The sequence below is a fragment of the uncultured Aquimarina sp. genome (genome assembly GCF_947496855.1).
GTDB lineage: Bacteria > Bacteroidota > Bacteroidia > Flavobacteriales > Flavobacteriaceae > Aquimarina.
Map to the genome: position 1 here is coordinate 269,641 of NZ_CANMED010000001.1, position 26,959 is coordinate 296,599.

At 32.2% G+C, this 26,959-nt stretch carries 20 protein-coding genes; 9 read left to right on the forward strand and 11 right to left on the reverse strand.

From position 1 onward, the window contains the following. Positions 1-6: 6 nt before the first annotated feature. From Q0921_RS01255 to Q0921_RS01280, 6 genes are all read right to left on the reverse strand, one after another. A complete protein-coding gene (locus Q0921_RS01255) occupies positions 7-426 on the reverse strand; it encodes a DUF6146 family protein (protein ID WP_299252110.1) in 420 nt (139 codons plus the stop codon). A gap of 165 nt (positions 427-591) precedes the next feature. After that, on the reverse strand, positions 592-1,233 hold the full coding sequence (locus Q0921_RS01260) for a DUF937 domain-containing protein (protein WP_299252113.1): 642 nt from the start codon (positions 1,231-1,233) through the stop codon (positions 592-594). Positions 1,234-1,428: 195 nt separating this feature from the next. After that, positions 1,429-2,379, reverse strand: coding sequence for a D-2-hydroxyacid dehydrogenase (locus Q0921_RS01265; RefSeq protein WP_299252116.1), 951 nt, complete (start codon positions 2,377-2,379; stop codon positions 1,429-1,431). A gap of 24 nt (positions 2,380-2,403) precedes the next feature. Beyond that, the gene (locus tag Q0921_RS01270; RefSeq protein WP_299252119.1) at positions 2,404-2,739 is read right to left on the reverse strand and encodes a four helix bundle protein; all 336 of its coding nucleotides are present in this window, start codon (positions 2,737-2,739) and stop codon (positions 2,404-2,406) included. A 40-nt stretch (positions 2,740-2,779) separates the two neighbouring features. Beyond that, complete coding sequence (gene serC / locus Q0921_RS01275; RefSeq protein WP_299252122.1) at positions 2,780-3,844, reverse strand: 3-phosphoserine/phosphohydroxythreonine transaminase; 1,065 nt, start codon at positions 3,842-3,844, stop codon at positions 2,780-2,782. 127 nt (positions 3,845-3,971) lie between these two features. After that, positions 3,972-5,033, reverse strand: a complete 1,062-nt coding sequence (locus Q0921_RS01280; RefSeq protein ID WP_299254721.1) for an acyl-CoA reductase — start codon at positions 5,031-5,033, stop codon at positions 3,972-3,974. A gap of 65 nt (positions 5,034-5,098) precedes the next feature. On the opposite strand from Q0921_RS01280, the gene Q0921_RS01285 reads away from it, so the two are divergent. The 4 genes from Q0921_RS01285 to Q0921_RS01300 all read left to right on the forward strand — a co-directional run bounded on the left by Q0921_RS01285 (position 5,099) and on the right by Q0921_RS01300 (position 7,979). After that, on the forward strand, positions 5,099-5,449 hold the full coding sequence (locus Q0921_RS01285; protein WP_299252124.1) for a 4Fe-4S dicluster domain-containing protein: 351 nt from the start codon (positions 5,099-5,101) through the stop codon (positions 5,447-5,449). A gap of 118 nt (positions 5,450-5,567) precedes the next feature. After that, entirely contained in the window at positions 5,568-6,179 is a 612-nt protein-coding gene (locus Q0921_RS01290) for an outer membrane beta-barrel protein (protein WP_299252127.1), read from the forward strand. 110 nt (positions 6,180-6,289) lie between these two features. Next, positions 6,290-7,165, forward strand: coding sequence for an alpha/beta fold hydrolase (locus tag Q0921_RS01295; RefSeq protein WP_299252129.1), 876 nt, complete (start codon positions 6,290-6,292; stop codon positions 7,163-7,165). Next, positions 7,152-7,979, forward strand: coding sequence for an alpha/beta fold hydrolase (locus tag Q0921_RS01300; protein WP_299252132.1), 828 nt, complete (start codon positions 7,152-7,154; stop codon positions 7,977-7,979). The genes Q0921_RS01295 and Q0921_RS01300 overlap by 14 nt, the downstream gene beginning before the upstream one ends. A gap of 33 nt (positions 7,980-8,012) precedes the next feature. Here the strand turns inward: Q0921_RS01300 and Q0921_RS01305 are convergent, their stop codons facing one another. Together Q0921_RS01305 and Q0921_RS01310 are read right to left on the reverse strand one after the other, a co-directional pair. Next, on the reverse strand, positions 8,013-10,898 hold the full coding sequence (locus Q0921_RS01305) for a TonB-dependent receptor (RefSeq protein ID WP_299252135.1): 2,886 nt from the start codon (positions 10,896-10,898) through the stop codon (positions 8,013-8,015). Between the two features lie 465 nt (positions 10,899-11,363). Beyond that, a complete protein-coding gene (locus tag Q0921_RS01310) occupies positions 11,364-13,994 on the reverse strand; it encodes a TonB-dependent receptor (RefSeq protein ID WP_299252138.1) in 2,631 nt (876 codons plus the stop codon). Positions 13,995-14,565: 571 nt separating this feature from the next. Here Q0921_RS01310 and Q0921_RS01315 point away from each other — a divergent pair. Together Q0921_RS01315 and Q0921_RS01320 are read left to right on the forward strand one after the other, a co-directional pair. Next, on the forward strand, positions 14,566-16,527 hold the full coding sequence (locus Q0921_RS01315; protein WP_299252141.1) for a polysaccharide lyase family 7 protein: 1,962 nt from the start codon (positions 14,566-14,568) through the stop codon (positions 16,525-16,527). A 321-nt stretch (positions 16,528-16,848) separates the two neighbouring features. Beyond that, positions 16,849-18,195 (forward strand): RICIN domain-containing protein, encoded by a 1,347-nt coding sequence (locus Q0921_RS01320; protein WP_299252144.1) that lies wholly within the window; start codon positions 16,849-16,851, stop codon positions 18,193-18,195. A gap of 135 nt (positions 18,196-18,330) precedes the next feature. Here Q0921_RS01320 and Q0921_RS01325 read toward each other — a convergent pair whose 3' ends face one another. Then, on the reverse strand, positions 18,331-18,873 hold the full coding sequence (locus Q0921_RS01325; protein WP_299252147.1) for a hypothetical protein: 543 nt from the start codon (positions 18,871-18,873) through the stop codon (positions 18,331-18,333). 211 nt (positions 18,874-19,084) lie between these two features. On the opposite strand from Q0921_RS01325, the gene ychF reads away from it, so the two are divergent. From ychF to Q0921_RS01340, 3 genes are all read left to right on the forward strand, one after another. Further along, positions 19,085-20,179, forward strand: a complete 1,095-nt coding sequence (gene ychF / locus Q0921_RS01330; RefSeq protein WP_299252150.1) for a redox-regulated ATPase YchF — start codon at positions 19,085-19,087, stop codon at positions 20,177-20,179. 126 nt (positions 20,180-20,305) lie between these two features. After that, entirely contained in the window at positions 20,306-21,208 is a 903-nt protein-coding gene (locus Q0921_RS01335; RefSeq protein WP_299252153.1) for a DMT family transporter, read from the forward strand. A gap of 146 nt (positions 21,209-21,354) precedes the next feature. After that, positions 21,355-23,544: a response regulator gene (locus Q0921_RS01340; protein ID WP_299252156.1), complete on the forward strand. Its 2,190-nt coding sequence runs from the start codon at positions 21,355-21,357 to the stop codon at positions 23,542-23,544. Positions 23,545-23,625: 81 nt separating this feature from the next. Here the strand turns inward: Q0921_RS01340 and Q0921_RS01345 are convergent, their stop codons facing one another. Both Q0921_RS01345 and Q0921_RS01350 read right to left on the reverse strand, forming a co-directional pair. Further along, on the reverse strand, positions 23,626-26,070 hold the full coding sequence (locus Q0921_RS01345; RefSeq protein ID WP_299252159.1) for a prolyl oligopeptidase family serine peptidase: 2,445 nt from the start codon (positions 26,068-26,070) through the stop codon (positions 23,626-23,628). A 108-nt stretch (positions 26,071-26,178) separates the two neighbouring features. Beyond that, positions 26,179-26,943: an alpha/beta hydrolase gene (locus tag Q0921_RS01350; protein ID WP_299252161.1), complete on the reverse strand. Its 765-nt coding sequence runs from the start codon at positions 26,941-26,943 to the stop codon at positions 26,179-26,181. Between the last annotated feature and the right edge of the window lie 16 nt (positions 26,944-26,959).

A 26,959-nucleotide genomic window follows, 5' to 3' on the forward strand; every position in this document is an offset into this window, starting at 1 on the left:
AAATCTTTAACCTCTACTTACCGTAAATCGTTGTCGATATTGTTTCTCAAAAAATAAAAAGTAATTATATAGAAGATAGTTTACTTCCAATCCATAATCAACATTTTGCTCATAGTTTATTTGTAGAATATATATATTAGGATCGAAGAGTTGTGGCTGCATAACCCTTTGATTATATTCTGTAACATACAGTCTATTTCTCATTTCCAAAAATTGCTTGGAATAATATCCTCTAGGTCGTTGGGTTGCAAGCCAACCATTAAAACCAGGCTCTATAATAATAATTTCGTACTCTAAACTATCGTTTGCAATTCTTATAGTATCAGAAATGTTATCTGCGGATGTAACATTGAGTTTTCTATCCTTAGTTGTACCACAACTATAAATACTTAACAATAGAATGAATGTGTAAATACTGTTTTTCATAATCTTAATAAAAATCAAATTACTAAAAGTACATTAATTACTTTTAAGCTTTAACATTTTTGTTATGTTAATTTATGAAAATCTATTTTAATCGGCATAATAGTAAAAGAGTCTTGATTTTTGTATCAAGACTCTTTTTATTTTTTTCAAAGTAATAGTGTAAATTTATTTTCCAAAAAGACCACCTAATAATCCTCCAAGACCTCCTTTTTTCTGACCACCACCGCCAAGTACCATACCAGCTACGTCATCAAGAATACTACCATCACCATCTGCGTCCAGAAAAGATTCTATTAGTGATTGTTGTTTAGATCCTTGTCCTCCTCCAAGCATTCCTCCAAGCATATTTGATAACCCACTCGCATCAGATACATTATTTTGAGAAGCTTGTTTACCTAAAACTCCCATAAGTATTGGAGCAGCTACTTTAAGAATCTGAGCTACAGAACCAGCATCCATTCCTGATTTTTGACTTAGTGCATTTTCTACAGCTGGTTGTTTTTCTCCTAAAATATGTCCAAGAATTCCCGCTCCATCACTAGTAACATTATCCTCAACACCACCTTGGAAAAGACCTCCTAGGTTGTCCAAAATTCCACCTCCAGAATGTTTACCATTCAAAGCACTTAATAATCCCGAAGCACCATCAGGCGTTGAAGCATTTTTTTGCATTGCTCCCATTAGTACAGGCATCGCCATAGTTAGTAAACTTCCTGTTTTATCTGCAGATTGTCCTGTTTGACTACTAACACCACTTACAATTTGCTGACCCATTGGGCTATTTAAAAGATCTAAAATTCCAGACATGATTTATATTTTTTTATTATGTGTCCTAAATTTACATTTTTTCTTCATAAGAATATAAAATAGATATGATTTTATTTAATTAAATAACGGATGAAAGGAGGATTTTATCGATATAAGGTAATTGTATTAAAAAAATCACCTTTTACAAGTACTTGTAAAAGGTGATTAAAATAGTATGTATGTTAATATGAAATACTATATAAGTATAGAGATTATTTGATCAGCAAGTTCCTGACCAATTCTATCTTGTGCTTCACCTGTGGCAGCACCAATATGCGGTGTTAATGATATTTTATTATTCATCAATACCTTAATTGCAGGACTTGGTTCGTTTTCGAATACATCCAAACCAGCAAAACTTAATTTACCATTTTCTAAGGCTTCTACTAAGGCTACTTCATCAATAACTCCACCACGTGCAGCATTTATTAATCCAGCACCATTTTTCATTTGTTCAATCTCAGCTTTACCAATAACATATTCTTTTTGAGCCGGAACGTGTAAGGTAAAGAAATCAGCTTGTTTAAGAACTTCTTCTTTAGAAATAGTTTTTATTTTGAAATTTAAAGATTGACCGTCAAAAAAATCCAAAGGAATATCAACTTCCTCGATAAAAGGATCAAATACGATCACATTCATTCCTACGCCGATTGCAATTTTTGCAGTTGCTTGACCAATACGACCAATACCAATAATACCCAGAGTTTTACCTCTTAATTCTGTTCCACCAGCGTATGCTTTTTTAAGGTTTTTAAATTTGCTATCACCTTCTAATGGCATATTTCTGTTTGCATCATGAAGAAAACGAACACTACCATATAAATGAGCAAAAACTAATTCTGCTACAGATCCAGAAGATGCGGCAGGAGTATTGATAACGTGCAATCCTTTTTCACGAGCATAGGCAACATCGATATTATCCATACCAACACCACCACGTCCTATAATTTTTAAAGAACTACAGTTGTCTATGATATCGGTTCTAACTTTAGTAGCGCTACGAACTAATAATACATTGATTTCATTTTCATTAATATAATCTACTAACTGATCCTGAGCAACTGTTGTAGTTTGCACTTCGAATCCAGCTTTTTCCAAGGCATCAATACCGCTTTGAGATACTCCGTCGTTTGCTAATACTTTCATTTTAAAAGTTTTAAATTTTTAATGTTAAGTTTTAAGTTGACTTGTCTTAACTATTTTTGTTAGAATATTTATAATTTGATTTATTTCATCAAGATGAGAAGATAAGTTTATGTTAACTAAATCACTTTCATTTAATAAGCGCAGCCAATACCTTGTTTCTCTTGCTTCTTTTGAAGCAATTGCCATTTTAGAAATGAAATCTTTTTTAGACTGACCTGCACCAGCCTCCGCTACATTAGCGCCAATACTTGTAGCAGAGCGCAAAATCTGATCAGCAAAAACATATTCCTTAGATTCTCTCAAGAATTTTACAAGTCGTATGATTTTAAGTGCAAATTGAAAACTACGTTCTTCAATCATATTTATAATTAATAATTTAACACTTAAAATTTATCATTTCTTACGCTTTTCGCTCTAAATCACTCATTACATCTACCAATGAAGCGACGCCTTCCATTGTCATAGCATTATACATACTAGCTCTATAACCTCCTACACTTCTATGACCATTCACGCCACTTATACCGGCTTCTTTCCACATAGCATCAAATGTTTCTTTAAGATCTCCATCAACCAAAGAAAAAGTTGCGTTCATTGTAGATCTATCTTCTTTTGCAGCGAATCCTTTAAAAAGAGGATTTAGTTCAATTTCGGAATAGATAAGATTTGCTTTTTTCTCATTTTCTTCTTCTATGGCAGCAATTCCACCTAATTTTTTTAACCACCTTAGCGTTAGCATAGAGGTATAAACTGGAAATACAGGAGGAGTATTAAACATACTACTCTTGCTAATATGAACTTTATAATCTAGCATGGACGGGATTTGTCTTTCTATTTTCCCGAGAATTTCTTCTTTAATAACTACTAAAGTAGTTCCTGCTGGACCCATATTTTTTTGTGCCCCGGCATAGATTAAACTAAATTTTGAAAAATCTAATTGTCTAGAGAATATATCACTACTCATATCACATACTAGAGGAGCATTGGTCTTTGGGAAATCTTTGATTTGTGTACCAAAAATAGTATTGTTACTGGTACAGTGTAGATAATCTAGATCCTCTGGGACATCATATCCTTTAGGAATGTAATTGTAATTAGCATCTTTAGAAGATGCAACTTCTACAACTTCTCCAAAAAATTTAGCCTCTTTAATAGCTTTGTCACTCCAGCTACCAGTATTGATATATCCAGCTTTTGATTGTAATAAATTGTATGCAGTCATTAGGAATTGAGTACTAGCTCCTCCTTGAAGAAAAAGTACTTTATATCCTTTACCCTCTAAGCCTAGTAATTCTAAAGCCAAACTGCGGGCCTCATCCATTACATCTACAAAATCTTTACTACGATGGGAAATCTCCAAAATGGATAGCCCAGAATCATTAAAATCTAATACAGCCTGGGATGCTTCTTTGAATACTTCTTGTGGTAGAATACAAGGTCCTGCGCTAAAGTTGTGCTTTTTCATCAGTAGTTTTTATTGTTTTATATTAATTACTTTTTTCGTTATTTTCTGGCTCCTTAAACCAGTAAGAAAAAACACCACAAAGGTGCTAATAATCTAAAACAAAAGCATTGTCAAAATGATAAATTATTTAGTCAATTTTTGTTAAAAATTCAATAACATCAACATTATCTGCGTAATCTGATAGAGAAGGGTGTTGTGTGGTACCAAAACTAATGCTTTTATCAGAAAAATTGTCACCAACTATGCATTGTATAGCTTCTTTATCGGTTTCGAGTTTTTGTAATAATTTCTCTTTTGATTCGTATGTTTCATAAAACAGCGTAGCTATTGGAGAACCATAACTAGAATCTTCTTTCAACATTAAGAAACCATTGTCTAATAACTTAAAATTACTCATTAAATATACCGCTTTATTGTAATCGTAATTATTGGCATATTTAGCTCCATTAATAATATCATTGTACTCATAAATAGACTTAAAAAACAAGTCAAAATCATAACCTTCTGGTACCATAACTTTAGAAACACTTCTACAACCTAAACCATAATATCTGAAGATGTCATTTCCCAATGAGGCTAATTGTTCTTTGGACTCATTTCCGGTTAATATGGCTACAGAATTTCTGTTTTTACGTATGATATGGGGTCTATTACCAAAATAATGTTCGAAATAGCGAGCTGTGTTATTGCTTCCTGTAGCAATGATAGCATCAAAATTTGTGAATTTTTCTTTAGTAAAAGAGATTCGTTTTTCAAATCTTGGTTCAATGGTTATTAAATATGAAGCCAGATACGGAAGTAATTGATTATCGTTTGAAGACTGTTTTACTAGAACATTATGCCCACTGATGAGTACTGAAATGAAGTCATGAAATCCAACTAAAGGGATGTTACCAGCCATAATGATCCCAATTGTTTTAGTCGTTTTAGTATCTAAAGAATAAGATGACAACCATTGTTCTAAATTATGTTTTGTAAGCGTCTTGCTCCATTGTGATAATGAAAACACGATATTTTCTTCTGTAAACCAACCATTATGATGTTTTGCAGATTCTATTTTTTGAATCATTCCATCAAAAAATTCTTCTTGATGCATAATATCGCTAATCTTCTCATAACCAGTGTTTTTGAATTGACTTATGAACCTGCCTAATTCAGCAAAAGCGACTATCCGATCATTTAATACCATTTCTAATTTGTTTATCACTAGTTTACGGGTTATTTTTGTGATGCAAATTTAGAATAAAAAAAGCTATGGCAATTATAATAACGGACGAATGTATAAACTGTGGTGCATGTGAACCAGAATGTCCGAATACTGCAATTTATGAGGGTGCGGATGACTGGAGATATGCAGATGGAACTGATTTAGAAGGAGATGTTGTTCTTCCTGGAGGCAAAGCCATTAATTCAGAAGAAGCTCAAGAACCAGTTAGCGATGAGATTTATTATATTGTACCTGATAAATGCACCGAGTGTAAAGGTTTTCATGAAGAACCTCAGTGTGCTGCGGTATGTCCTGTAGATTGCTGTGTTCCTGATGAGGACGTTGTGGAAACCGAGGAATTTTTATTACAGAAACAGGGATTTATGCATAAAGAATAACTAATTATTTTATAGATACTTACTATAAACCTGTCTGTTTAGACAGGTTTTTTTATACTCGTTTTTTAAATTTTAGTATTTTCGTCAAGAATTTAACCTCAAATCTAAATATGAAATTATGAAAAAAATAATATTCTTTATTTTATTAGCAACTATTTCAGTTACTTCTTATGGGCAATATCGTTGGGAAGTAACAGGTGGTATAACAAGTTCTAGTCTAAACATTGAAAACGCAGATAGCAATCGTGGTGTTGGTTTTCATTTTAATGCTGGATACGGTTATGTCATGGGTGTTCGTGCTAAAACTAGTATTGTTTTTTCCGTTGAAATTTTGCAAAGAAATAGTGAAGTAATAACGAATCTTCCGGGAGGAACAATTACTTCCGATTTTAAAGCATTACAAGTGGGTTTTAATCCTAAATTCAGATATTTATTTGGAAGAGGAAAAGATCGTTTTAGACCTTTTATTAATGTTGGCCCTTCTTTTAGACTAAATACAGGTGTAGAATTCGCGGATATTGATCTAGAATCTGATCAATATGAACAATTGGTGATTGGTGGAGTATATGGTCTAGGCTTTTCTCAGATGATAGGAGAGATGTTTGATATCTTTTTTGAAGCGGGTGCTATGAATGACTTTACAGATAACTTAGTAGACGTTGATAGTAAATTCTTTGATATATATGCAAGAGTAGGTGTCCGTTTTAGGATTTATGATTCGAGACGTTAAAATATTGAGAATTGTATAGAAAAAATCCTGCTTTGTCAGGATTTTTTTATTTACGTGTTTTAATTTTTTGTAAATTAGGTACTTACAAAACATTAAAAAGGAATATTAATATGCCAAATTGGGGATATATAGCAATTATTATTCTTGTATTTTATATTATAGCTAGCGTAGCATTGTATTATTTGCAGGAGTATTTTATTTTCAAGCCAGAAAAGTTAAACAAAGATTTTGAGTTTCATTATAACAATCAAATTGTGGAGGAGTATAATCTGGAAACTAGAGATGGCGCTACAATTAATGGCTTACATTTTAAGGTAGAGAACCCAAAGGGTGTTGTTCTTTATCTTAAAGGAAACTCTAAGAGTATAAAAGGTTGGGGCAAATTTGCAGTTGATTTTACTAGACATGGATATGACGTGTGTATGTTAGATTATCGCGGATTTGGTAAAAGTACTGGTAGACGTTCTTTCAAAGCTATAAAAAGAGATCTTCAATTTGTTTATAATAAACTAAAGGAAAAAGTAGACGAAAAGTACATCATCTTATACGGAAGATCTATGGGATCTGGTTTTGCAACAAAATTAGCTTCTATCAATAACCCAAAAATGTTAATTCTTGATGCTCCTTATTATAGTTTGAGTAAAGTAGCTGGTAAGTTTATTCCTTTTATGCCCGTTTCTCTAATTATGAGATATCCCATACCAACTTATAAATGGTTAAAATATGTAAATTGTCCTATACACATTATCCACGGGACACAGGATAAATTGATTCCTTTTAAGTCTAGCATTAAATTGTCAAAAATAAAACCAAAACTTACCAGATTGTATACAGTGATTGGTGGAGGACATAAAAACTTAAATAATTTTGAATCCTATCATAAGATGTTAGGAGAAATTATTAATTCAAAGATGAGGAAAATAAACCTCTCTAATACAAGCATTGGTGTTAGACATACTGAAAAAAAAATAAATGTCCAAGCTTAAAAAAGTTCTAACATGGACATTGATAATATATTTTATGGTATTAGGGTTATTACGTTTCTTTCAGCATAAAATTATTTTTCAACCTAAAAAACTTCAGGAAGATTATACTTTTCAATTTGATTATCCTTTTGAAGAGTTTTTTTTAGAGACTACAGATGGTACACGACTTAATGCCATACATTTTAAAAATAAAGATCCTAAAGGGATAATTTTGTATTTCCATGGGAATAAAGGAAGTTTATCCAGATGGGGTAGGATAGCTGTTTTTTTTGCTAAAAAGCACTACGATGTGATCGTAATGGATTATAGAAGTTATGGTAAGAGTACAGGTACAATAACAGAAAAAAAATTATACAGTGATGCTCAGTTGTTTTATGATTATGCATTAAAACTATATAAAGAGGATCAAATAATAATCTATGGTAGATCTTTAGGAACAGGTATTGCTACAAAAATAGCATCAACCAACGCACCAGCTAATTTGATATTAGAAACACCATATAATACCATGGAAGAAGTAACTTCTCATTGGTTACCGATGTTTCCTGTAAAAAGTATATTGAAATTTAAATTTACATCAAATAAATTTATACAAAATGTAACGTGTGATGTTACCATTTATCATGGTACTGACGATGGAGTAGTACCGTATGCATCTGGTAAAAAATTGTTTGAAAATATACCTATATCAAAAAAGAGAATGATTACTATTGAAGGTGGTTCACATAATGACTTAATAAACTTTGAAGAATATATCAATACAATTGATGAAGTGTTAGAAAAAAAATCGCTTTACTCCAGCAAAAAAGAGTAAAGCGACGTGAATTGATTTATTTTCTAATTTGTACTAGAATTTATAATTTAAAGAAAGATTTAGCATTGTTCCTAGTTGGCTAAAATGATATCCATCATATGACATTTGAGAATATCTACCATTAAAAGTAATTAAGTTAAATGCCGTTTTTTCTGCAGCTGGGTCATTAAGAACAGCAGTTCCTGTTGGTGTAAGCGCTTTAAATTCCCATTCTGGAAGTACATTTAATATATTGTTAACATTTAGTGCTATCGTTATTTTCTCTGTTGCGTTAAAGTTTATTCCTAAATCAGTCACTATTTTGGTCATAAATTCTACGCCTAGATCAGATCCACCATCACTATCGGCAGCATCACCGCCTACAAGCCCCTCTAAGTCTTGTAATCCTTGATTTCTAAATTTAGTAGGGCCAAATAAAGTGTTGTTTAAGGAAAAACTAAACTTTCCGATGTCGTAATTAGCACCTAATATTGCTTTAAACTCAGGTCTGGAAGTGAAAAATAATGCTTCTTGCGTATCATTTACAACAGATTGACCAGCATCAGCAACTAATTGTGGATTGTTAACAGCTCCATCTCTTTCGTTTTGAATGACATAATTTCCAGAGAGGCTAAAGTTAAGTTTACCAGACCCTAGCATAATGTTTTTGTAGTTAGCTACTAAATCAATTCCAGATGTTCTCGTATCAATTGCATTGACAAAGAAACTTACATCTGATAGATTATTGTCCGCTAATACATCATCTAAAGGGGTGTTCCCCGCGTCAGAGGCACCTATTTCTGTACTTAAAACAATTCTGTCTTCTACTTGAATATGATAGTAATCTAATGTAACATTGAAATTTTTACTAATTTTAGCACCAAATCCGATTGTAAAATTTAAAGATTCTTCTGCATCTAGTTGCGGAATATCTAATAACCTTGCTTGTGGAGAAACATTATTGATTAATCCTCCCACTTGTATACCTTGTCCAGGTATAAAACTAAACTGTGCTTTTTGGGTATAGATTTGATGTAATGTAGGAGCTCTAAACCCTGTGGATACCGAAGCTCTTACTGTAAGTTTATCTTCTAAAAATTTATATCGAGAACTTAATTTCCATACAAAAGCCTCACCAAAATCACTATAATCTTCTAGTCGCACGGTTCCATTTAATAGAAAATCTTCTGTTATATCAGCAGAGATGTCAAAATATCCTCCAAAGTTATAACGGTTAAATTTACCTGAATTTTCTGGTCTGTTTCCCGCAAATGAATCAGCACCACCACCATCATAAGAAGCAAGGTCACCCTCGGTAATTTCGAAAATTTCTGTTCTGAATTCTGCTCCAAAACCAATGCTTATTTGATCAGAGACTAATTTAGCAATATCTATATTTCCAACATTATGTGAAAACTTTGTACCTCCAGGATTAAAAGACACAGGACTATTTTCTCTATACAATTCAATAGGAATAAACTCCTCTCCAGGATCTGGAACACCATTTCCATTGGTGTCATCAAAACTTGGTGCGAAAACAGAATTACGATTGTGTGAGTTATTTACTCCATAGTCCTGAGAGTTACCTCCAGTTGTAAAACTTAAGTCATAATTCCATCCGTTCTTTTTTGTTTTAAATCCAATAGTTGCATTATAATCATTTAGATCTCCTTCAAAAGTAGGTACATATCCATCATATCCGTTACCATCAAATGTGTTTCCATTAGCATCTGTAAAATCTACTCCCGTTGTTAATGGATTAGCACCAGGAAAGAAATTACCTAAATATTGGAAATCCTGAATGTCTCTCCAATATGGCGTTCTATAATTAGCAAAACTGTTTACTTTTTTATAAACGTAAGCCGCATTCATATAAATCTCAGTGTTTTCACTAATATCATATCCTCCGTTTACTAAAAATTTTGCTGCAGCTGTTTCAGGAGAACCATTAATGTTTCCTGCATCGGGTCTTCTGGACAAGAAACTAGTTATGTCCTCTAATCTTTCTCCAACTCTAGGTCCTCCAAAATCTGCAAATTCTCCTTCCGCATCTACTGTTCCTGGACGATTTGCTAAGCTTACTTTAGAAAAATCTACTGTGTAATTAAAGAATCCTTTATCCGCTCCAATAGAAGCTCCGTTATTAACACTTATACCAATAGTCTCTCCATCACCTTCAGAGGTAATACCAGTTCGTAATGTTGCTGAACCATCTTCATAACTATCTTTAAGGATAATGTTCATTACACCTGCAATAGCATCAGAACCATATTGAGCAGACGCTCCATCTCTTAATATTTCTACACGTTTAATAGCATCCGTAGGAATAGCAGAAATATCAGAACCTGTTTCACCTCTACCAGGAGAAGTTTGTGTATATAATAAGGCACTAAGATTCTTACGTTTTCCATTAATTAAAATTAATGTTCTACTAGGCCCCATATTTCTAATCTCATATGGATCTAATAAGGATGTAGCATCATTTACCGGAGTTTGAACCGTATTAAAAGAAGGTATTTTATATTGTAAGGCTTTATCAAAAGTAATTTGCCCAGTTGAGGCTAATTCTTTAGCTGGCAATACATCAACAGGTAATGAAGAAGTAGTATTACTTCTAGGCAAAGACCTAGTTCCTACTAAAATAATCTCATCGAGCTCTGAGCCACTAGAAAGGGTAATGTTAATAGTAGATTTTGAGTTTACAGCAATTTCTTTAGATTCAAATCCTATAAAACTGAATATCAAAGTAGCATTAGAACCAGTTTCTATAGTGTAAAAACCATTGAAATCTGTTGAACTACCATTGTTGGTTCCTTTCTCAATAATATTTACTCCCGGAAGAGGAGTTCCTTGGGCATCTGTTACAGTTCCAGAAACTGTATTTTGAGCATAAGTAATTGAAATAAATAAGCTAAATAAAATGATTGTAAGTTTTTTCATTTATGTAATTTTTAAATTGATTTAAAAATAAATATAGTAATAAATCCTTGTTAAAAACGGGGAAAAAATATTATATTTTTTTTGAAACATATATTTAAGCTTATTATTTTTCTAAGCAATAATAAAAGAATAAATCGTTGTTTTTTTAGAATATTTGACAACTTTCACTAGTATATTATTTGATTTTAATGATTACTATTTTTAATAATAGATTGTTTAAAATAAATGTTAAAAACCAAATGATTTCATATAATAGGTGTTGTTGTCAGGATTATATCAATTAATGTATTTATTAGTTTGGAAGTATAAAAACCTTATACTTCTATGGAAGTAGTTGTTAGGGAAATTACTTAGACAGATAGATATTCTTTTCCTAATAAGAACGGAGCCGAAATACATTTGATAACCTTAGTTATCAAATGTATTTCGGCTCCGTTTACTATGATAGTAAAACTTTTAAACTATTTAGAAATTGAAATCTAATCTAGCATAATAATACGCACCACCGAATCCCATTTGTACAGAATCCCAGTATCCACCAGCCTCGGTTTCTCCATCATCTTGTTGGTCAGGATATTCATTAGTGATATTATTTCCACCTATAGTAACCTTTAGGTTTTCAGATAATTTATAACCTAATGTAAGATCAGCAGTTATTTTTGCACTATATTCATCCTCTGTATCTACAAAATCGACTAAAGTGATATCACTAAAACGAGTCAAACCAAGACCTGCATTAAATTTATCAGTATTATAATTCAGATTTAAAGCAAATTTACTTCTTGGTGCTGAAGCTAATAAAAATGCTTGCTCTCTTTTTCCAAAAAAGATATCTGCATCTAGGTCGGTGTTAACAGAGGTAATGTACATATTATTGACATTTCCAGCGAATAAGGCTGATAATGTTCCAAAATCATAATTACTTTTCCAGGAAAGTACAACATCCATACCTACGGTTTCCGTATCCACTCCGTTAGCAAAAAATTGAGCTTCATTTACATTGTCAAAATCTGTTGCTTCAAAAGTACCGGTCAACACAATACGATCCTTGATATCAATATAATAACCGTCTACAGTTGCAGAGAAATCGCCTAATTTAGCAGTAACACCCAAGGATCCATTTAAAGAAGTTTCTTCTTTTAATCGATCTATTCCAAAAGATGCCGTTACAGGACTATTGTTTGGAGATAATAAAGTTTCTGTAGCAATACCTCCTTGGAAATCAGTAAATCTAAGGTTGTAATAAATTTGTGCTAATGAAGGAGCTCTAAACCCAGTACTTACAGAACCTCTGATGTTTATATTGTCTGAAGCTTTTACTCTAAATGCTAGTTTTCCATTAATAGTACTTCCAAAATCACTATAGTTTTCAAATCTAGCAGCTCCTGCTAAGAGAAATGCATCTGTAATGTCTAATTCTGCATCTGCATACAGCGATAGATTAGATCTAGATCGGTCTACTTCGTTAGCAGGGCTATATCCAGGAAAGCCTTGTGATCCACCTGGTCTTGCAGATACTTCTCCCGTATCAGGATCGGTAAAAGTAGGTTGTATTTGTGTTGCAGGATTGATAATGGGTAAACCATTAATGTCATAAGTGGCATAAGAGCCTTCTTCTCCAGCAAATATGATAAAATTTTCTGTTCTATATTCTGCTCCAAATGCCATGTTTAAGCCTTTAGCAATTTTTGGATAATATTTAGAGAAGTCTAGATTAATTGTGTTTTGACTTAAACTATGTCCTCCTGCATCAAATTCTAATGGAGAATTTTCTTCAAGTGAGGCATTGAGTGTACCCTCAATAAAATAATGAAAATTGTTTTTCCCCCATGTATTACTAAGATCAATTTTCCAGCCACTATCCGTTTCAGTTCTTATGCCGGCAGAAATCGAGTTATCAATAATATTAGAGGTAATTCTTGGAGTAAATCCGTTAGGATAAATTTCAGTTACGACACGTTCACCTCCATTACGAGTAAACGCAAATGCGTCTGTATCTCGGTAATTTCTTCCTCCAAAGGCATATAGCTCAGTTTTATCTGATAATGGAATACTAGTATTGGCAAAAAAATTAAAGCCATCTATTGCTGCTTCACCAAAACCTCTTCTAAAATCAAACCCTGGTCTGAGGGTTTTGTTTTTACTTAAATATTCTGTGGTAAAATTAATATATCCCTTTTCTCCGATACCAACTCCGTAATTGGCAGTTACTTTTACAGAACCACCATCTAGACTTTTATCATCAGCTAATTGGTTACCATCATTTTCAGTGTCCAAACGATTACCATCAGTATTTGGAGTTCCCTCAGGAAAATCACCTTTGGCATTTGTATTGTATGCACCGTAACTTATACTACCGCTTAGTTTATCAATATTATCTTTTAGTACTATATTTATAACTCCAGCTATAGCATCAGAACCGTATTGTGCAGCAGCACCATCTCTTAGAATTTCGATTCTTTTAATAGAAGTTGCAGGAATCGTATTAAGATCCGTTCCAGAATTTCCTCTACCTCTAGTACCAAAGATATTAATAAGAGAAGAACTGTGTCTTCTTTTTCCATTAATTAAAACTAATGTTTGATCAGGACCTAAACCTCGTAAACTTGCAGGATCAATATGATCAGCACCATCAGAACCAGATTGTTTATTAGCATTAAAAGAAGGAGCAGAGTACTGTAATAATTCATTGATTTCTATTTTACCACTTTTTGTGACAATATCCTGCATGTCGATAATATCAACAGCTACTGGAGTATCTGTTGCAGTACGTTTAGGGCTTCTAGATCCTACTACAATGATTGTGCTAAGTGCTTCTCCTTCTAAGAGAACAACATCAATCTTGCTGCTAGTACCTACAGGAATTTCTTGAGCTTGGAAACCTATAAAGCTAAACACCAAGATGGCATTTTCATCTACTGCAATAGTATACTTTCCGTCATCATCAGTTGTAGTTCCTTTATTAGATCCCTTTTCGATGATGTTAACAAAAGGTATGGGTGATCCTGAAACATCAGTTACTATTCCGGTAACAATTTGTTGACTAAAGGTTAAGCTTGTGAATAAACTAAATAAAATGAGTGTGAGTTTTTTCATGTGAATATATTTATTGGTTTAGTAATTAAAGATATTCAATTAATCTAGAACTTATGTTTAGTGGCTGTATTTATTACAAGTTTACGGGTAGTGCCGAATGTTCTTGTGAATTTTTTGTTTTTAGTAGAAGGTTTTTGTGAATTTTACAGTAAGAGTAATAGATTTAAAAATGAGCTTAATTGGTTGACCAGAGAGAAACGAATACTAACTAGATCGTAACGAATTCTATTTTTTAGTAGTCGGTTGTCCGATACGGTTAAAACTTTAATTAAGTACTTGTTACATTCACTTTTCGAAAAAAGAATTGAATTTTAAAATTAAGTACTTGATTTATAATTATTTAATAATACTTGCTAATCATTTTGTTAATTTTAACAAAGTAATTGGTAGTATGTTAATCTTTTAATAATTAGGTGTTTTTTCCCCGTATAATTTATGAAAACGTTTGTGCCTTTAGGCTAAATTATTATCATTGCAAAATAATTGGTTAACCAATTATAAGACTGGTTAACCATTTCAATTAAACTCATAATTTTAAAAAACGTAAACATTTTAAAAACAATCATTAACAATGAAAAAAACATTTATTATTAGAAAAAAGAGACTTTTTTCGTTATCTATTGCAAGGTTTATAGTGATACTATTTCTTACGGCAGTAAGCTGTACAAATGAAGCGATTAATGATGAGCTATTAGAAACTATTAAAGGTGATTCGGAAATTAAAATTTCGATTCCTATTCAAAACCCTGGATTTGAGTTTGGAGAAGTTAATTGGGGAGATCCCGAAAATTATGCAATCTCAAGTGATAAAAACTCTGGAACCAAATCAGGTAAGATAACCAGTTCTTCCGGTAAAATAGAACAAACCCTTGATGTAAGTCAAAATACAGATTATATTCTTAAAGCTTGGGTAAAAGGAGATGGTGAGCTTTCCGTGGGAGGACAATCAAATGATTTCGACACAATTGATTTTGAAGAGATTTCTGTTATATTTAACAGTGGAAGTGCGTCTTCAGTGACTATTTTAGGGATAAGAAATAGTGGAGATGTTCGTTTTGATGATTTTACACTTAATAGTACTTTGATAGAAAGACCAACTGATCCTGGTCAGATAATACCGATTAGTGTTTCTGCCAATGGAAATCAAACTGGGTATGGACCAGAAAATACGGTTGATGGCGAAATTGAAAATACAGAATCAAGATGGTCGTCTAATGGATACACGGGTAAATATATAACCTATGATCTTGGTGTTACAAAAACAATATCAAGTTTAAAAATTGCTTGGTTTAAAGGGGATGAAAGAGGAGCGTATTTTAAAATTAGAGTTGGTAACTCAACATCTTCCTTAAGCACAGTATTTGATGCGAAAACAAGTGGAAGTAGTGGCACTACAGAAGGACTAGAAACTTTTGATTTTGAAGATGTAGAAGCTAGATATGTGAGAATATCTTGTTTCGGTAATTCTAGTAATAGCTGGAATAGTATCATAGAAACAGAAATTTATGGAGAAGACGATGACTCTGGAGATACGACTCCACCCGCACCAGTTTCTGGATTAAGTGCGGTAGCAGGTAATAGTTCTGTAGCTTTAAATTGGAATAACCCCGGAGACGCTGATTTTAATAATGTAAGGATTACATATGCTGGTGGAAACACTACAACATCTGGAGAAAACAGAACTATTAATGGTTTAACTAATGGTACATCATATACTTTTACGGTCGTAACTATAGATAATACAGGAAATATATCCGATGCTAGAACAATTACTGCCACTCCTCAAGGTCCACCTCCGCCTCCAGGAGGAAGTGCAGCTAGTATTATTGGCCCTGGATGGAAGTTAAATGGATTTACGGGGGCCTTAAATATCGGCAGTAGTGACAATGGACTAAATTATGCAGATGATGCAAGTAAAAATGAAAGTCATTTCTTTTTTGAAAAAGATGGATATGCTGCATTTAGATGTTATCCAGGAAACCCTACTTCTGGAGGGTCTAGTAACTCAAGATCTGAATTGAGAGAGGTCATCAATGGAGGGGATGATTATTGGAATGGTAATACAAATACAGAATACTCTATGAAGTGGAAGTTTAAAGTTGAAGATTTACCTCCTTCTGGTAAATTAGCATTTGGTCAAATTCATGAGAAGGATGATTTTTATGATGATGTCATAAGAGTTCAGGTGCAAGGGGATGCTGGTCAAAGTTCTGGAGAAGTAGACTTGAGAATATTAGGTTATGTAACTGAGAAGGTTGAAGACCGTGAAGGAAGAACAATTGATTTTGATATGCAGTTGGACACAGAGTATTATTTCGAGTTAACGATGCGTAATGGGGTAGTTACCTTATATAATCTGAATAGTAGTGGAAATAGAATAGAAGAGTTGTTTCAGTCTATAGATATAGGTAATGCTAATGAAAACTATTTTAAAGCAGGGTGTTATTTACAATCGACTAATAGTAGTCACGAACGTTCTAATGTTTTTGGTCAAGTGCTAATAAAAGATTTACAGGTATCTCCTGATAATTAATCTTACAGATATTATACAAGACCGTCTAATTATTTTTAGACGGTTTTTTTTTATCTATTGAGAAATGTTTTGTAATCTACTCAAAAATCTGTTGTATTATTTGTCTAATTTGAGAATATTAATAGCCTTAAGAATAAAAATTTAATATTATTTAAGTTAAATTTTTAACGATATTTATTATAATATTAAAATATTTTACGAAAACGTTTGAGTTGTGTTAATTAATCATTAATATTGTTATAACTAAATTGGTTGACCAATAATTTTATTGGATAACCAAATATTTAACACAAATAATATTAATAATTAAAATTCACAATTATGAAAACTTATGTAAGTCACAGAATTAAGGTGTTTTTACCTTTTCTTGTTAAAACTTTCTTGTTGCTAACCTTTGTAGCTTTAGTTTCTTGCGAATCAGAAGAGTTAGTGAATTCCACAGAATCTGATTTAGAAGATGAAGTTTTCCAAAAAGCAACTCCAGTTGCAGGAAAAACTTATTATTTGAGAAATAAAAAAAGTGGATTGCATATGGATGTTGCAAATAAGAGCAACAACAATGGTGCTAACGTACAACAGTGGGGCAACGCAAGTGGTACCCATAGACAATGGCAGGTGATCAGCGTAGGAAGCGGTTATTTTAGACTTAAGGGAATAGATAGCGGTAAGTCACTTACGGTTAAGGATGGAAGTAATAGTAATGGAGCTAATATTGAATCAAGATCTTATAATGGAAGTAGTCATCAGGAATGGCAAATTATAAGTGTTGGTAGTGGATATTATAGATTAAAATCTCGCGATAGTGGAAAATCTATTGGTGTTGCTGGAGGAAGTACTTCTAACGGTGCAAATGTAGAGTCGCGTTCCTGGAATGGGAATGATAAATTTAGATGGTTTTTTACCGAAGTAGGAGGTACGATCAATCCTCCACCTCCCCCAACAGGAGGAACTGCCGCAAGTATTATAGGAAATGGTTGGAAATTAAATGGTTTTAGCGGTAATCTTAATGTAGGTAGTAATGATAACGGATTAAATTATGCAGATGATGCAAGTAAAAATGAAAGCCATTTCTTCTTTGATAAGGATGGATACGCTGCATTTAGATGTTATCCTGGGAATCCTACCTCTGGAGGATCTAGTAATCCTAGATCTGAGTTAAGAGAAGTTATTAATGGAGGAGATGGCTATTGGAATGGTAATACTAATACAGAACACTCGATGAAATGGAGGTTCAAAATAGAAGATTTACCTCCTTCTGGTAAATTAGCATTTGGTCAAATCCATGAGAGAGATGACTCTTATGATGATGTTATTAGAGTTCAGGTTCAAGGTAGTAGTGGTCAAAACTCAGGATCTGTTGATTTAAGAATATTAGGATATGTTACCGAAGAAATTGAAGGAAGCGGGAGAACCATTGATTTTAATATGCAAATGGATACAGAATATTATTTTGAGTTAACTATGAGTAATGGAGTTGTTAGATTGTATAACTTAAATAATAGCGGTAATAGAATAGCAGAATTATTTGAATCTGTAGATATAGGTAATGCTAATGAAAATTACTTTAAAGCTGGTTGTTATTTACAATCAACAAGTAGCAGTCACGAAAGTTCGAATGTTTATGGTCAGGTATTAATTAAAAATCTACAAGTATCTCCTAATAATTAATATAATATAAATAACATTTTTATATTGTAGATTAACCTCCTAAATTTATTTAGGAGGTTTTTTTAAACTAATGAAATAAACAATAAAAATAACCTATCTATTTTAAGATCATTTTGATACAATAAACAATACAGTTTATTTTAATTTGTAAGTTAAAGTGATAATAGAATCCTTAACCGTATCATAGGTTTCTAGAATTAGGTTTTTAGACTCATCAAAACGTCCTAAACAATTATCTTTAGCACCATTATTTATGATATAATAACCATTAGAAACAGGTTTAGCTTTGGATGTTTTTTCTCCTTTTTCATCAATAAGCGTTAATATGTAACCTGAGCCATCAGGGATACTACTATAAATATTTTCATTAGAAGTTGTTCCGGAGTTTTTAACAGACACCTTTTGTGGTGTATATACAGCAGTTCTATTGGTTTCGCCATCTTCTTCATCAGGACTTAATTTCACTTCACTTTTTTTGGTAATCACCTGCTGCTGTTTGATTACTTTTTCTTCTCCATTAGCACCCTTAATTCTGATTATTTTAGTTACCACTTCTTCAGAAGTATTTTCTTTAGCCTCAGCTTTCTCTTTTTCTTCTTTTTTCTCTTCAGATTGTGCATAGTTTATGAAGGTGCACAAAAAAAGCATAATTGTTGCTAGGTTTTTTAACATTTTCATTGGTTTGTTTATTTGGTATTGTAAAATTACGAAAAAGTAACTTATAGTAATTAGGCTATTACTTTAATTAGCTTTTTTATGTATAGCTTTTGAAATTACTGTTAATCACAATCTCTTTACATAGTATTTGTATACTATGCGTTAATACTGTTATCTTTGCATTCTCAAAAAATTAGAAAAACATCGTTTTTACCCTTATATATACAAAAATATGAAAGCAGGAATAGTTGGATTACCAAACGTAGGAAAATCAACACTTTTTAATTGTTTGTCTAATGCGAAAGCGCAAAGTGCTAACTTCCCATTTTGTACAATTGAACCAAATATAGGAGTAGTAAATGTTCCTGATTCTAGATTAGAAAAATTGGAGGAATTAGTGAATCCTGAACGTGTTTTACCAGCTACTGTAGAGATTGTGGATATTGCTGGATTGGTAAAAGGAGCAAGTAAAGGAGAAGGTTTAGGAAATCAGTTTTTAGGAAATATTAGAGAAACAGATGCGATTATTCATGTGTTACGTTGTTTCGATAATGATAACATCATACATGTCGATGGTTCTATTGATCCAATTCGTGATAAAGAGACTATAGATATAGAGCTACAATTGAAGGATCTTGAAACACTGGAAAAAAAGTTAGATAAGATCAAACGTGCTGCAAAAACCGGTAATAAAGAAGCTCAGAAAGAAGAGGCAGTACTACTAAAATTAAAAGAAGGTTTAGAAGCAGGAATATCTGTAAGAGCAATCGAAGTTTCTGAGGATGATCATTTAGCGTTTGTAATACCGTTACAATTTATTACAGATAAACCAGTGTTATACGTTTGTAACGTAGACGAAGATGCCGCTGTTAAAGGTAATGATCACGTAAAAAGAGTAAAGGAAGCGGTCGCATCAGAAAATGCGGAAGTAATTATTCTGGCCGTTGGAACCGAGGCAGATATAACGGAGCTTGATGATTATGAAGAAAGACAAATGTTTCTTCAAGATATGGGATTAGAAGAGCCTGGAGCATCCGTATTGATTCGTGCAGCTTATAAGCTGTTAAATCAACAAACATATTTTACTGCAGGAGTAAAAGAAGTAAGAGCTTGGACTATTCCTATTGGTGCTACAGCTCCTCAGGCAGCAGGTGTGATCCATACGGATTTTGAAAAAGGATTTATACGTGCAGAGGTAATTAAGTATGACGATTATGTGTCTTATGGTAGTGAAGCTAAAGTAAAAGAAGCAGGTAAGCTAGGCGTAGAAGGAAAAGGATATGTAGTAAGTGATGGTGATGTAATGCATTTCTTATTTAATGTATAATATAAATACAAGTTTATTTTTTATACAAAACCTCTTAGATCATTTTTCTAGGAGGTTTTTTGTTGGACATCGTAATTTTTATGAATTCAGAAAAAGAATAGAAAATATTGCGTTTATTTTTATCTGATGCAAAAATCTAAACAGATTTCTTTAGGAATTATCTTAGCAGTTATTGGTGTGGTTTTGTTCTCTGCAAAAGCAGTAATGGTTAAAATGGCTTATAAGTATCATATAAGTTCAGAACATTTATTATTATTTAGGATGGCATTTTCTCTTCCTTTCTATTTTGTTATAGCTACACTTAATAAACCTTCAAACCCTGAAAAAATAAGAAAAGTAGATTATTTGTGGATCATATTCTTTGGTTTTGTAGGGTATTATTTAGCCAGTTACTTTGATTTCCTGGGATTACAATATATAAAAGCGGGATTAGAAAGGATAATTCTATTTGTATATCCTACTTTGGTTATTGTCATTTCCAGAATATTTTTAAAAAATAAAATAACGAAACAACAGTTGGTAGCCATAATTATTACCTATATAGGAGTGGTGATTACCTTTTGGCAAGAACTTCAATTAGATACGTCAAATCTTATTTCAGGAGTATCTTTAATTTTCCTAAGTGCCCTTACTTATGCAACCTATTTAGTAGGTAGCGGCTGGTTAATACCTAAGTTTGGAGCTATTGCGTTTACTTCGTACGCAATGATTGTATCTTCTTTATGTATAATTTTTCAATATGTAGTTTTTGATAGAGGAAACCTCTTAAGTTATTCTTCAGAAGTATATGTCTTGGGTATTCTGATGGCTTTTTTCTCCACTATAATTCCGTCGTATCTTATTTCCTATGCAATAGCTAAGTTAGGAGCTTCAAATGTTGCTATTATAGGTAGTCTAGGTCCAATATCTACCATTATACTTGCCTTTTTCTTTTTGGGAGAAAGTTTATCGCTAATACAGATTATTGGTGCTGGTATTGTAATTTTAGGAATTTATAGTATCACAAAAAAGAGTAAAAAAACAAAATAATATGTGAGTGCATCTTTATCTTAAATATACAAAACCAACGTTTTTCTGTTTTTTTTTAGTAAATTAACCTTAAAGATAGAATACATTTAGTGATAGTTGATATCATTGTATTGGAGAAATTAAGACATTTATAAAAGTTATATATTTTGAGGAAAATATTTCTATTTACATATTTTGTATTCTCTATCCCTTATTTGGTTTGTAGTCAGAAAGAATCAAAATTCCCCATTAATGACAGTCTACAATATTTAATAGATACTGCTAATGATTTAACCTTCGAGTATAAGATTAAGGAATCTCTTGAGTATGCAATTAAGGCCGCGAATTATGCGCATGAGTTGGATAATGATCATTATAAATCGGAGGCCTATTATTTAATGGGCTATAATTATGAAACACTTGTTGATTATAAAAATGCAGAGCAATATTTTGAAAAATCACTAAGATATGCTGAACAAGCAAACGATTCATTACTTGTATTATGGAATAATAATGGTTTAGGTAATGTATATTCAGATGGTTATAAAGATTTAGAAACTTCGCTGGTCTTCTACAGTAAAGCTACCGAGCTTGGAAAATTGTTAAACGACTCAAAAGAATATATGACTCCAGTAATTAATCTAGCTTGGACTTATATAGATGCAAAAGAATTTGATAAAGCTATTCCATATTTAGAAGAAGCGAACAAATTAGTAGTAGAAAATAGGGATATTGAGGGATATTGTGAGGTATATTATCTTAAAGGTAGACTTGCCTTAAGTCAAAATCAACATGCAAAAGCAGCCGAATATTTTAAAGAATCTATTGGGATTGCAGAAAAGCATAATATGCTATTAGAGCTATCTTATCTTTACGAAGCGAGAGCAGAGATGAACGAAAAAAATGGTAATGTTGCAGAAGCTTACAAGGATATTAAACGTTTTCAAGAGTATAAAGATAAAGTTTACAATAAGGAAAAACTGAAACAGATAGAAATAGCAAGAGTTAGTTTTAATGTAGACGAGTATAAAAGAGAATTAGAAGTAACAAAAACTGAAAATGAGTATCAAACCAAAATGGCAAATAATAACAGAATAATTAATGTTATTTCTGTTGCAAGTTTGATATTTTTATTTGCTACGGCATTTTTCTTATACATAGGATATCGATCAAAGAAAAAACTAAATGATGTATTAAAAGATAAAAACAAAGAACTTGTGGAGGCTAAAGCTGAAGCTGAAAAACTAACCCAAGTAAAATCTCAATTTATATCGACAGTTAGTCACGAACTCAGAACTCCATTATATGGAGTCGTAGGAATAACTTCATTACTGCTAGAGGATAAAGATGTATTAGAGAAACATAGGCAGTTATTAGGATCATTAAAGTTTTCTGGAGACTATCTTTTAAATCTAATTAATAATGTACTACAAATAAGTAAGATAGAATCCAATAAAGTAAGATTAGCAAAAACACCAACAAACCTTTTTAAGTTATCGCAAAATTTACTGAATTCATTTGAGTATCAAGCAAAAAGTAAAGAAAATGAACTCATTCTGGATGTGCCAAATGATTTACCAGATTCTCTAAATGTTGATTCACTTAGATTATCTGAAATTCTGATTAATTTGATTGGGAATGCCTCTAAGTTTACCGAAAATGGAAGAATATGGTTGAGAATTAAAATACTCAATAAAGAAAAAAGCACCATTTATATTCGTTATGAGGTAGAGGATAGTGGAGTAGGAATTCCTGAAGATAAAAAAGATTTTGTATTTGAGAAATTTTCTCAAGTTGATAGGGAGTCTAATAAGGTAGAAGGTACAGGTTTGGGACTTTCGATTGTAAAAAACCTTTTAGAAATGATGGACAGTAAAGTCTATTTGGAAAGTAATGAAGGACGAGGAGCTAAGTTTTATTTTGACTTAACATTAGAAATATTAGAGGATGGGAATGAACAGTCTGTAAATGAACGGAATAACGAAGGGACTAATGTTTATCGTAGGATACTGGTAGCAGAAGATAACAAGATTAATCAGATTGTAACTAAAAATTTATTAGGCTTGATTGGGTATGATTGTGTTATTGTAGAAAATGGCTTTAATGCAGTACAAATGGTTAAAAAAGAAGATTTTGATTTGATATTAATGGATCTTAATATGCCTTACCTAAATGGTAGCGAAGCCACAAAAAGAATTAGAGAATTTGATAAAACCACTCCTATAATAGCACTAACTGCTGCAGAATTAGGAGAAGTTCAGGAAGAATGCTTAGCCATAGGTATGAACGATATCATTAATAAACCACTAAATAAAAACGATCTTCGAGATATTATTGCTAAAAACTTGATACCTTAATATGGTTATTGTATTAAAGATAAATATTAAAAGAAGCCAAAAAATTAAACTTTTCTGACTTCTTTTTTGATTTATTCATATCTAATTAGTTCCTTCAGGCTTTGGCATCTTCTTGTTTTTAACATATTTTTCTAGCCATTGATCTTGTTCCCAAATCAAATGCAAAATTGATTCTTTGGCCCTATATCCGTGACTTTCTTTTGGTAACATGATCAATCTAGCTGTTGCACCCAAACCTTTTAATGCATTAAAATAACGCTCACTTTGCAGAGGATACGTTCCAGAATTATTATCGGCTTCTCCGTGTATAAGTAGGAGTGGAGTCTTCATTTTATCAGCATGCATAAAAGGAGACATTGTATAGTACACATCTGGAGCTTCCCAATAGCTTCGTTCTTCACTTTGAAAACCAAAAGGAGTTAAGGTTCTATTATATGCTCCACTTCTGGCAATTCCTGCTGCAAAAAGATTGGAATGTGACAACAAATTTGCAGTCATAAAGGCACCATAAGAATGTCCACCAACTGCTACCCGATTTCTATCAATGTATCCCAACGCATCGACTGCGTCAATTGCTGCTTTGCCATTGGCAATTAATTGTTTCCTAAAGGAATCATTCGGTTCTTCATCTCCTTCTCCAACGATAGGAAAAGATGCGTCATCCAATACTACATATCCTCGTGTTACCCAATAAATCATTGATCCCCAAAACGGGTATGTAAATTCATTTGGATTAGATGTAGATTGAGAGGCACTGTTTTTATCTTTAAATTCTCTTGGATATGCCCACAAAATCATTGGCATTTTTTCTTTTTTAGATGTATCGTAACCAATAGGCAAGTATAATGTGCCAGATAATTCTAATCCGTCTTCTCTTTTGTATTTTATGACTTCTTTATGAACATCCTGTAGTGCAGAGAAAGGATTTTTGAAGTTGGTGATTTGCTTCAATTCGTTTTTAGCATTAATATTTCTAATATAAAAGTTTGGATATTCGCTAGGGGATTCTATACCTACTAAAAATTTTCCTTTTTTAATATCGGTAGCAAAATAAATATTCTCTACTTTATCAGTATAGGAAGATTGATAAACTCTCGTTGTCTTATTATCGCTTATATTAAGCTTGTCTATAAAAGGAAATTGTCCTTCTTTAGTATAACCATCACCTGTAAGATATACGTTCCCTTTATCAATGCTTATAACCGATTTTCCAAATTCGTTTCTAGCACTTACAAAGCTTCCAGGATCACTATATCTGTCTTGATAATTTCGATCATAAATTATTTGTGGTTTTTCTGAAGGCTTATTCGGATTAAAAACATATGTTTTAGTGTTTCGAGTATTCCACCAATAGTCGTATGCAAATGCTACTTCATTAGTATTACTCCACTGTATATTGCTATATCGATTTATTGTTTTCAATAGTAAAACGGGTTCTTTGTCAAAAGGAGCATCTTGCTGAAAAACTTCATCTCTATATGCTACTTTGATATCAGGATCTCCTTTGTCTAAAGCTTGAGCCCAGATAAATGAAGCCGGCTTATCAGTTCTCCAATTCATAGATCTTTTACCAATTCTCGTCGCCATAAATCCTTTTGGCCGTACTTCATCAATAGGAACTTGATTTACTATTTTAAAACTTTCTCCTGAACTTTTGTAAATAGTAGTTTCCTTTGGGAAACGGTAATAGGGAACTAAATAGGAAAAGGGTTTTTTAATTTTTGTTACCATAACATATTCTCCGTTAGGGGAAAAAGAAAAATCACTATACATCCCAGCTGATATCCATTCTTTTTTAGATCCTTCTATAGAAACTTTGGAAATTTCTGAAGTAGCTAATAGCTCAAAATTATATTCATCATTTGGATTTTTTAGAAGATCCTGATAGGTCCTGTTTTGTGCTTTTGTTCCTTCACTGATCGAAATGGTAGGTCCTTTAGGAACAGTGTTTTCTGTATCAATTAGAGATTCTCTGTTTTTTGGTAAAAACTTTACTAAAAGTGACGAATTATCTTTAAACCATCTGAAAGGAGAGCCCATATTAGCATTTAAAGAAGCATCTGTGATTTTAGTAGCATTAGAACTATTGATATCTAAAATCCATAGTTCTACACCATTTATTGTAGTATTAGTAAAAGCTGCTTTCGTTTGATCAGGAGACCAAGTTACATAGGTAATTCTTGGGTTTTTGGGTAGACCAATTACTTGTTTAGCCTCTTTGTCTCCAGTTTTTTTTAATTTAATATTTTTATAATAATTAGCTCTACTAGAAATATTTGTTTTAGGATTAATTCTTAATCCTGCTAATCGCATTTCTTTTTCTGATAGTTCTGTAATGGTTTTATAACCATCTCGATATAAAAAAATTAAGTTTTCCCCTTTTTGATCTATTCTAACAGAAGGAGCCAAGGTAACATCTACTAAGTCTAAAATTTCCTTTATGGGTTTTTGATAAGAAAGATTCTCTTGGGCATTAACAATAGATACTACAAATAGTAGTAGTAAAAATGATTTGACGAATTTCATGATATAAAAGGTTAATTAAGAGTTTACGTGATTACTAATCAAAAATAGAGATTTAATTGTTCAAATATTTGATTTCATAATGTTTTAAGGGGTAGTACTACCACGAATTCATAAATTTAGGGTAAACTCTGTAGTTTTCTTTAGTACAACTTCTGTTGCTTCCTTATGAGGAGTGTGACCTACATTTGGTATGATAAGAGATTCAGAAGTTCCCGAGGTTTTTTTAACAATACTAGCGACTTGATCTATTGTACCATATTCATCTTTTTCTCCTTGAATAATTAAAGAAGGACATTGTATTCCTGATAGGTAACTTTCTATATTCCAATCTTCAAATGATGGTGAGAGCCAAGTCTCTGCCCACATTCTAAATACATCTTCTGTTTTTTTACCGTGATACTTAGCAAGCTTATCTTTTAAATTAGTTTCTTCATAAGCAACTTTAGCATCTATTATCCCTTGCAAAGTTTCTTTTTCTACAAAAACGTGCGCTCCTTCAGTAATAATTCCTTTTATTTTTTTTGGAAATAAAGAGGCAGTCAATAAAGCAATACTTCCACCATCACTATGACCAAATAGTACTACGTTTTTTAATGCTAATTGATCTATTAATTTGGATAATATCTCTGCTTCCTTATGAAGATATTCTTTGTCTCTTTTTAATTCAGAAAAGCTATCTGATTTGCCATAACCTAGACGATCATAAGAAAGTATATTGCAATTAGCTAGTACGCCTATTTTTTTAGGGAAATTTCTCCAAAGTTCTATGCATCCAAGAGAATCGTGTAGAAATATGATTGTAGAAAGTAAAGGATTAAATGATTCTGGATTATCAGAAAGCCGTATGTTATTTGTGTTAATTAAAATATCCAAAGTGATATGTAAATAA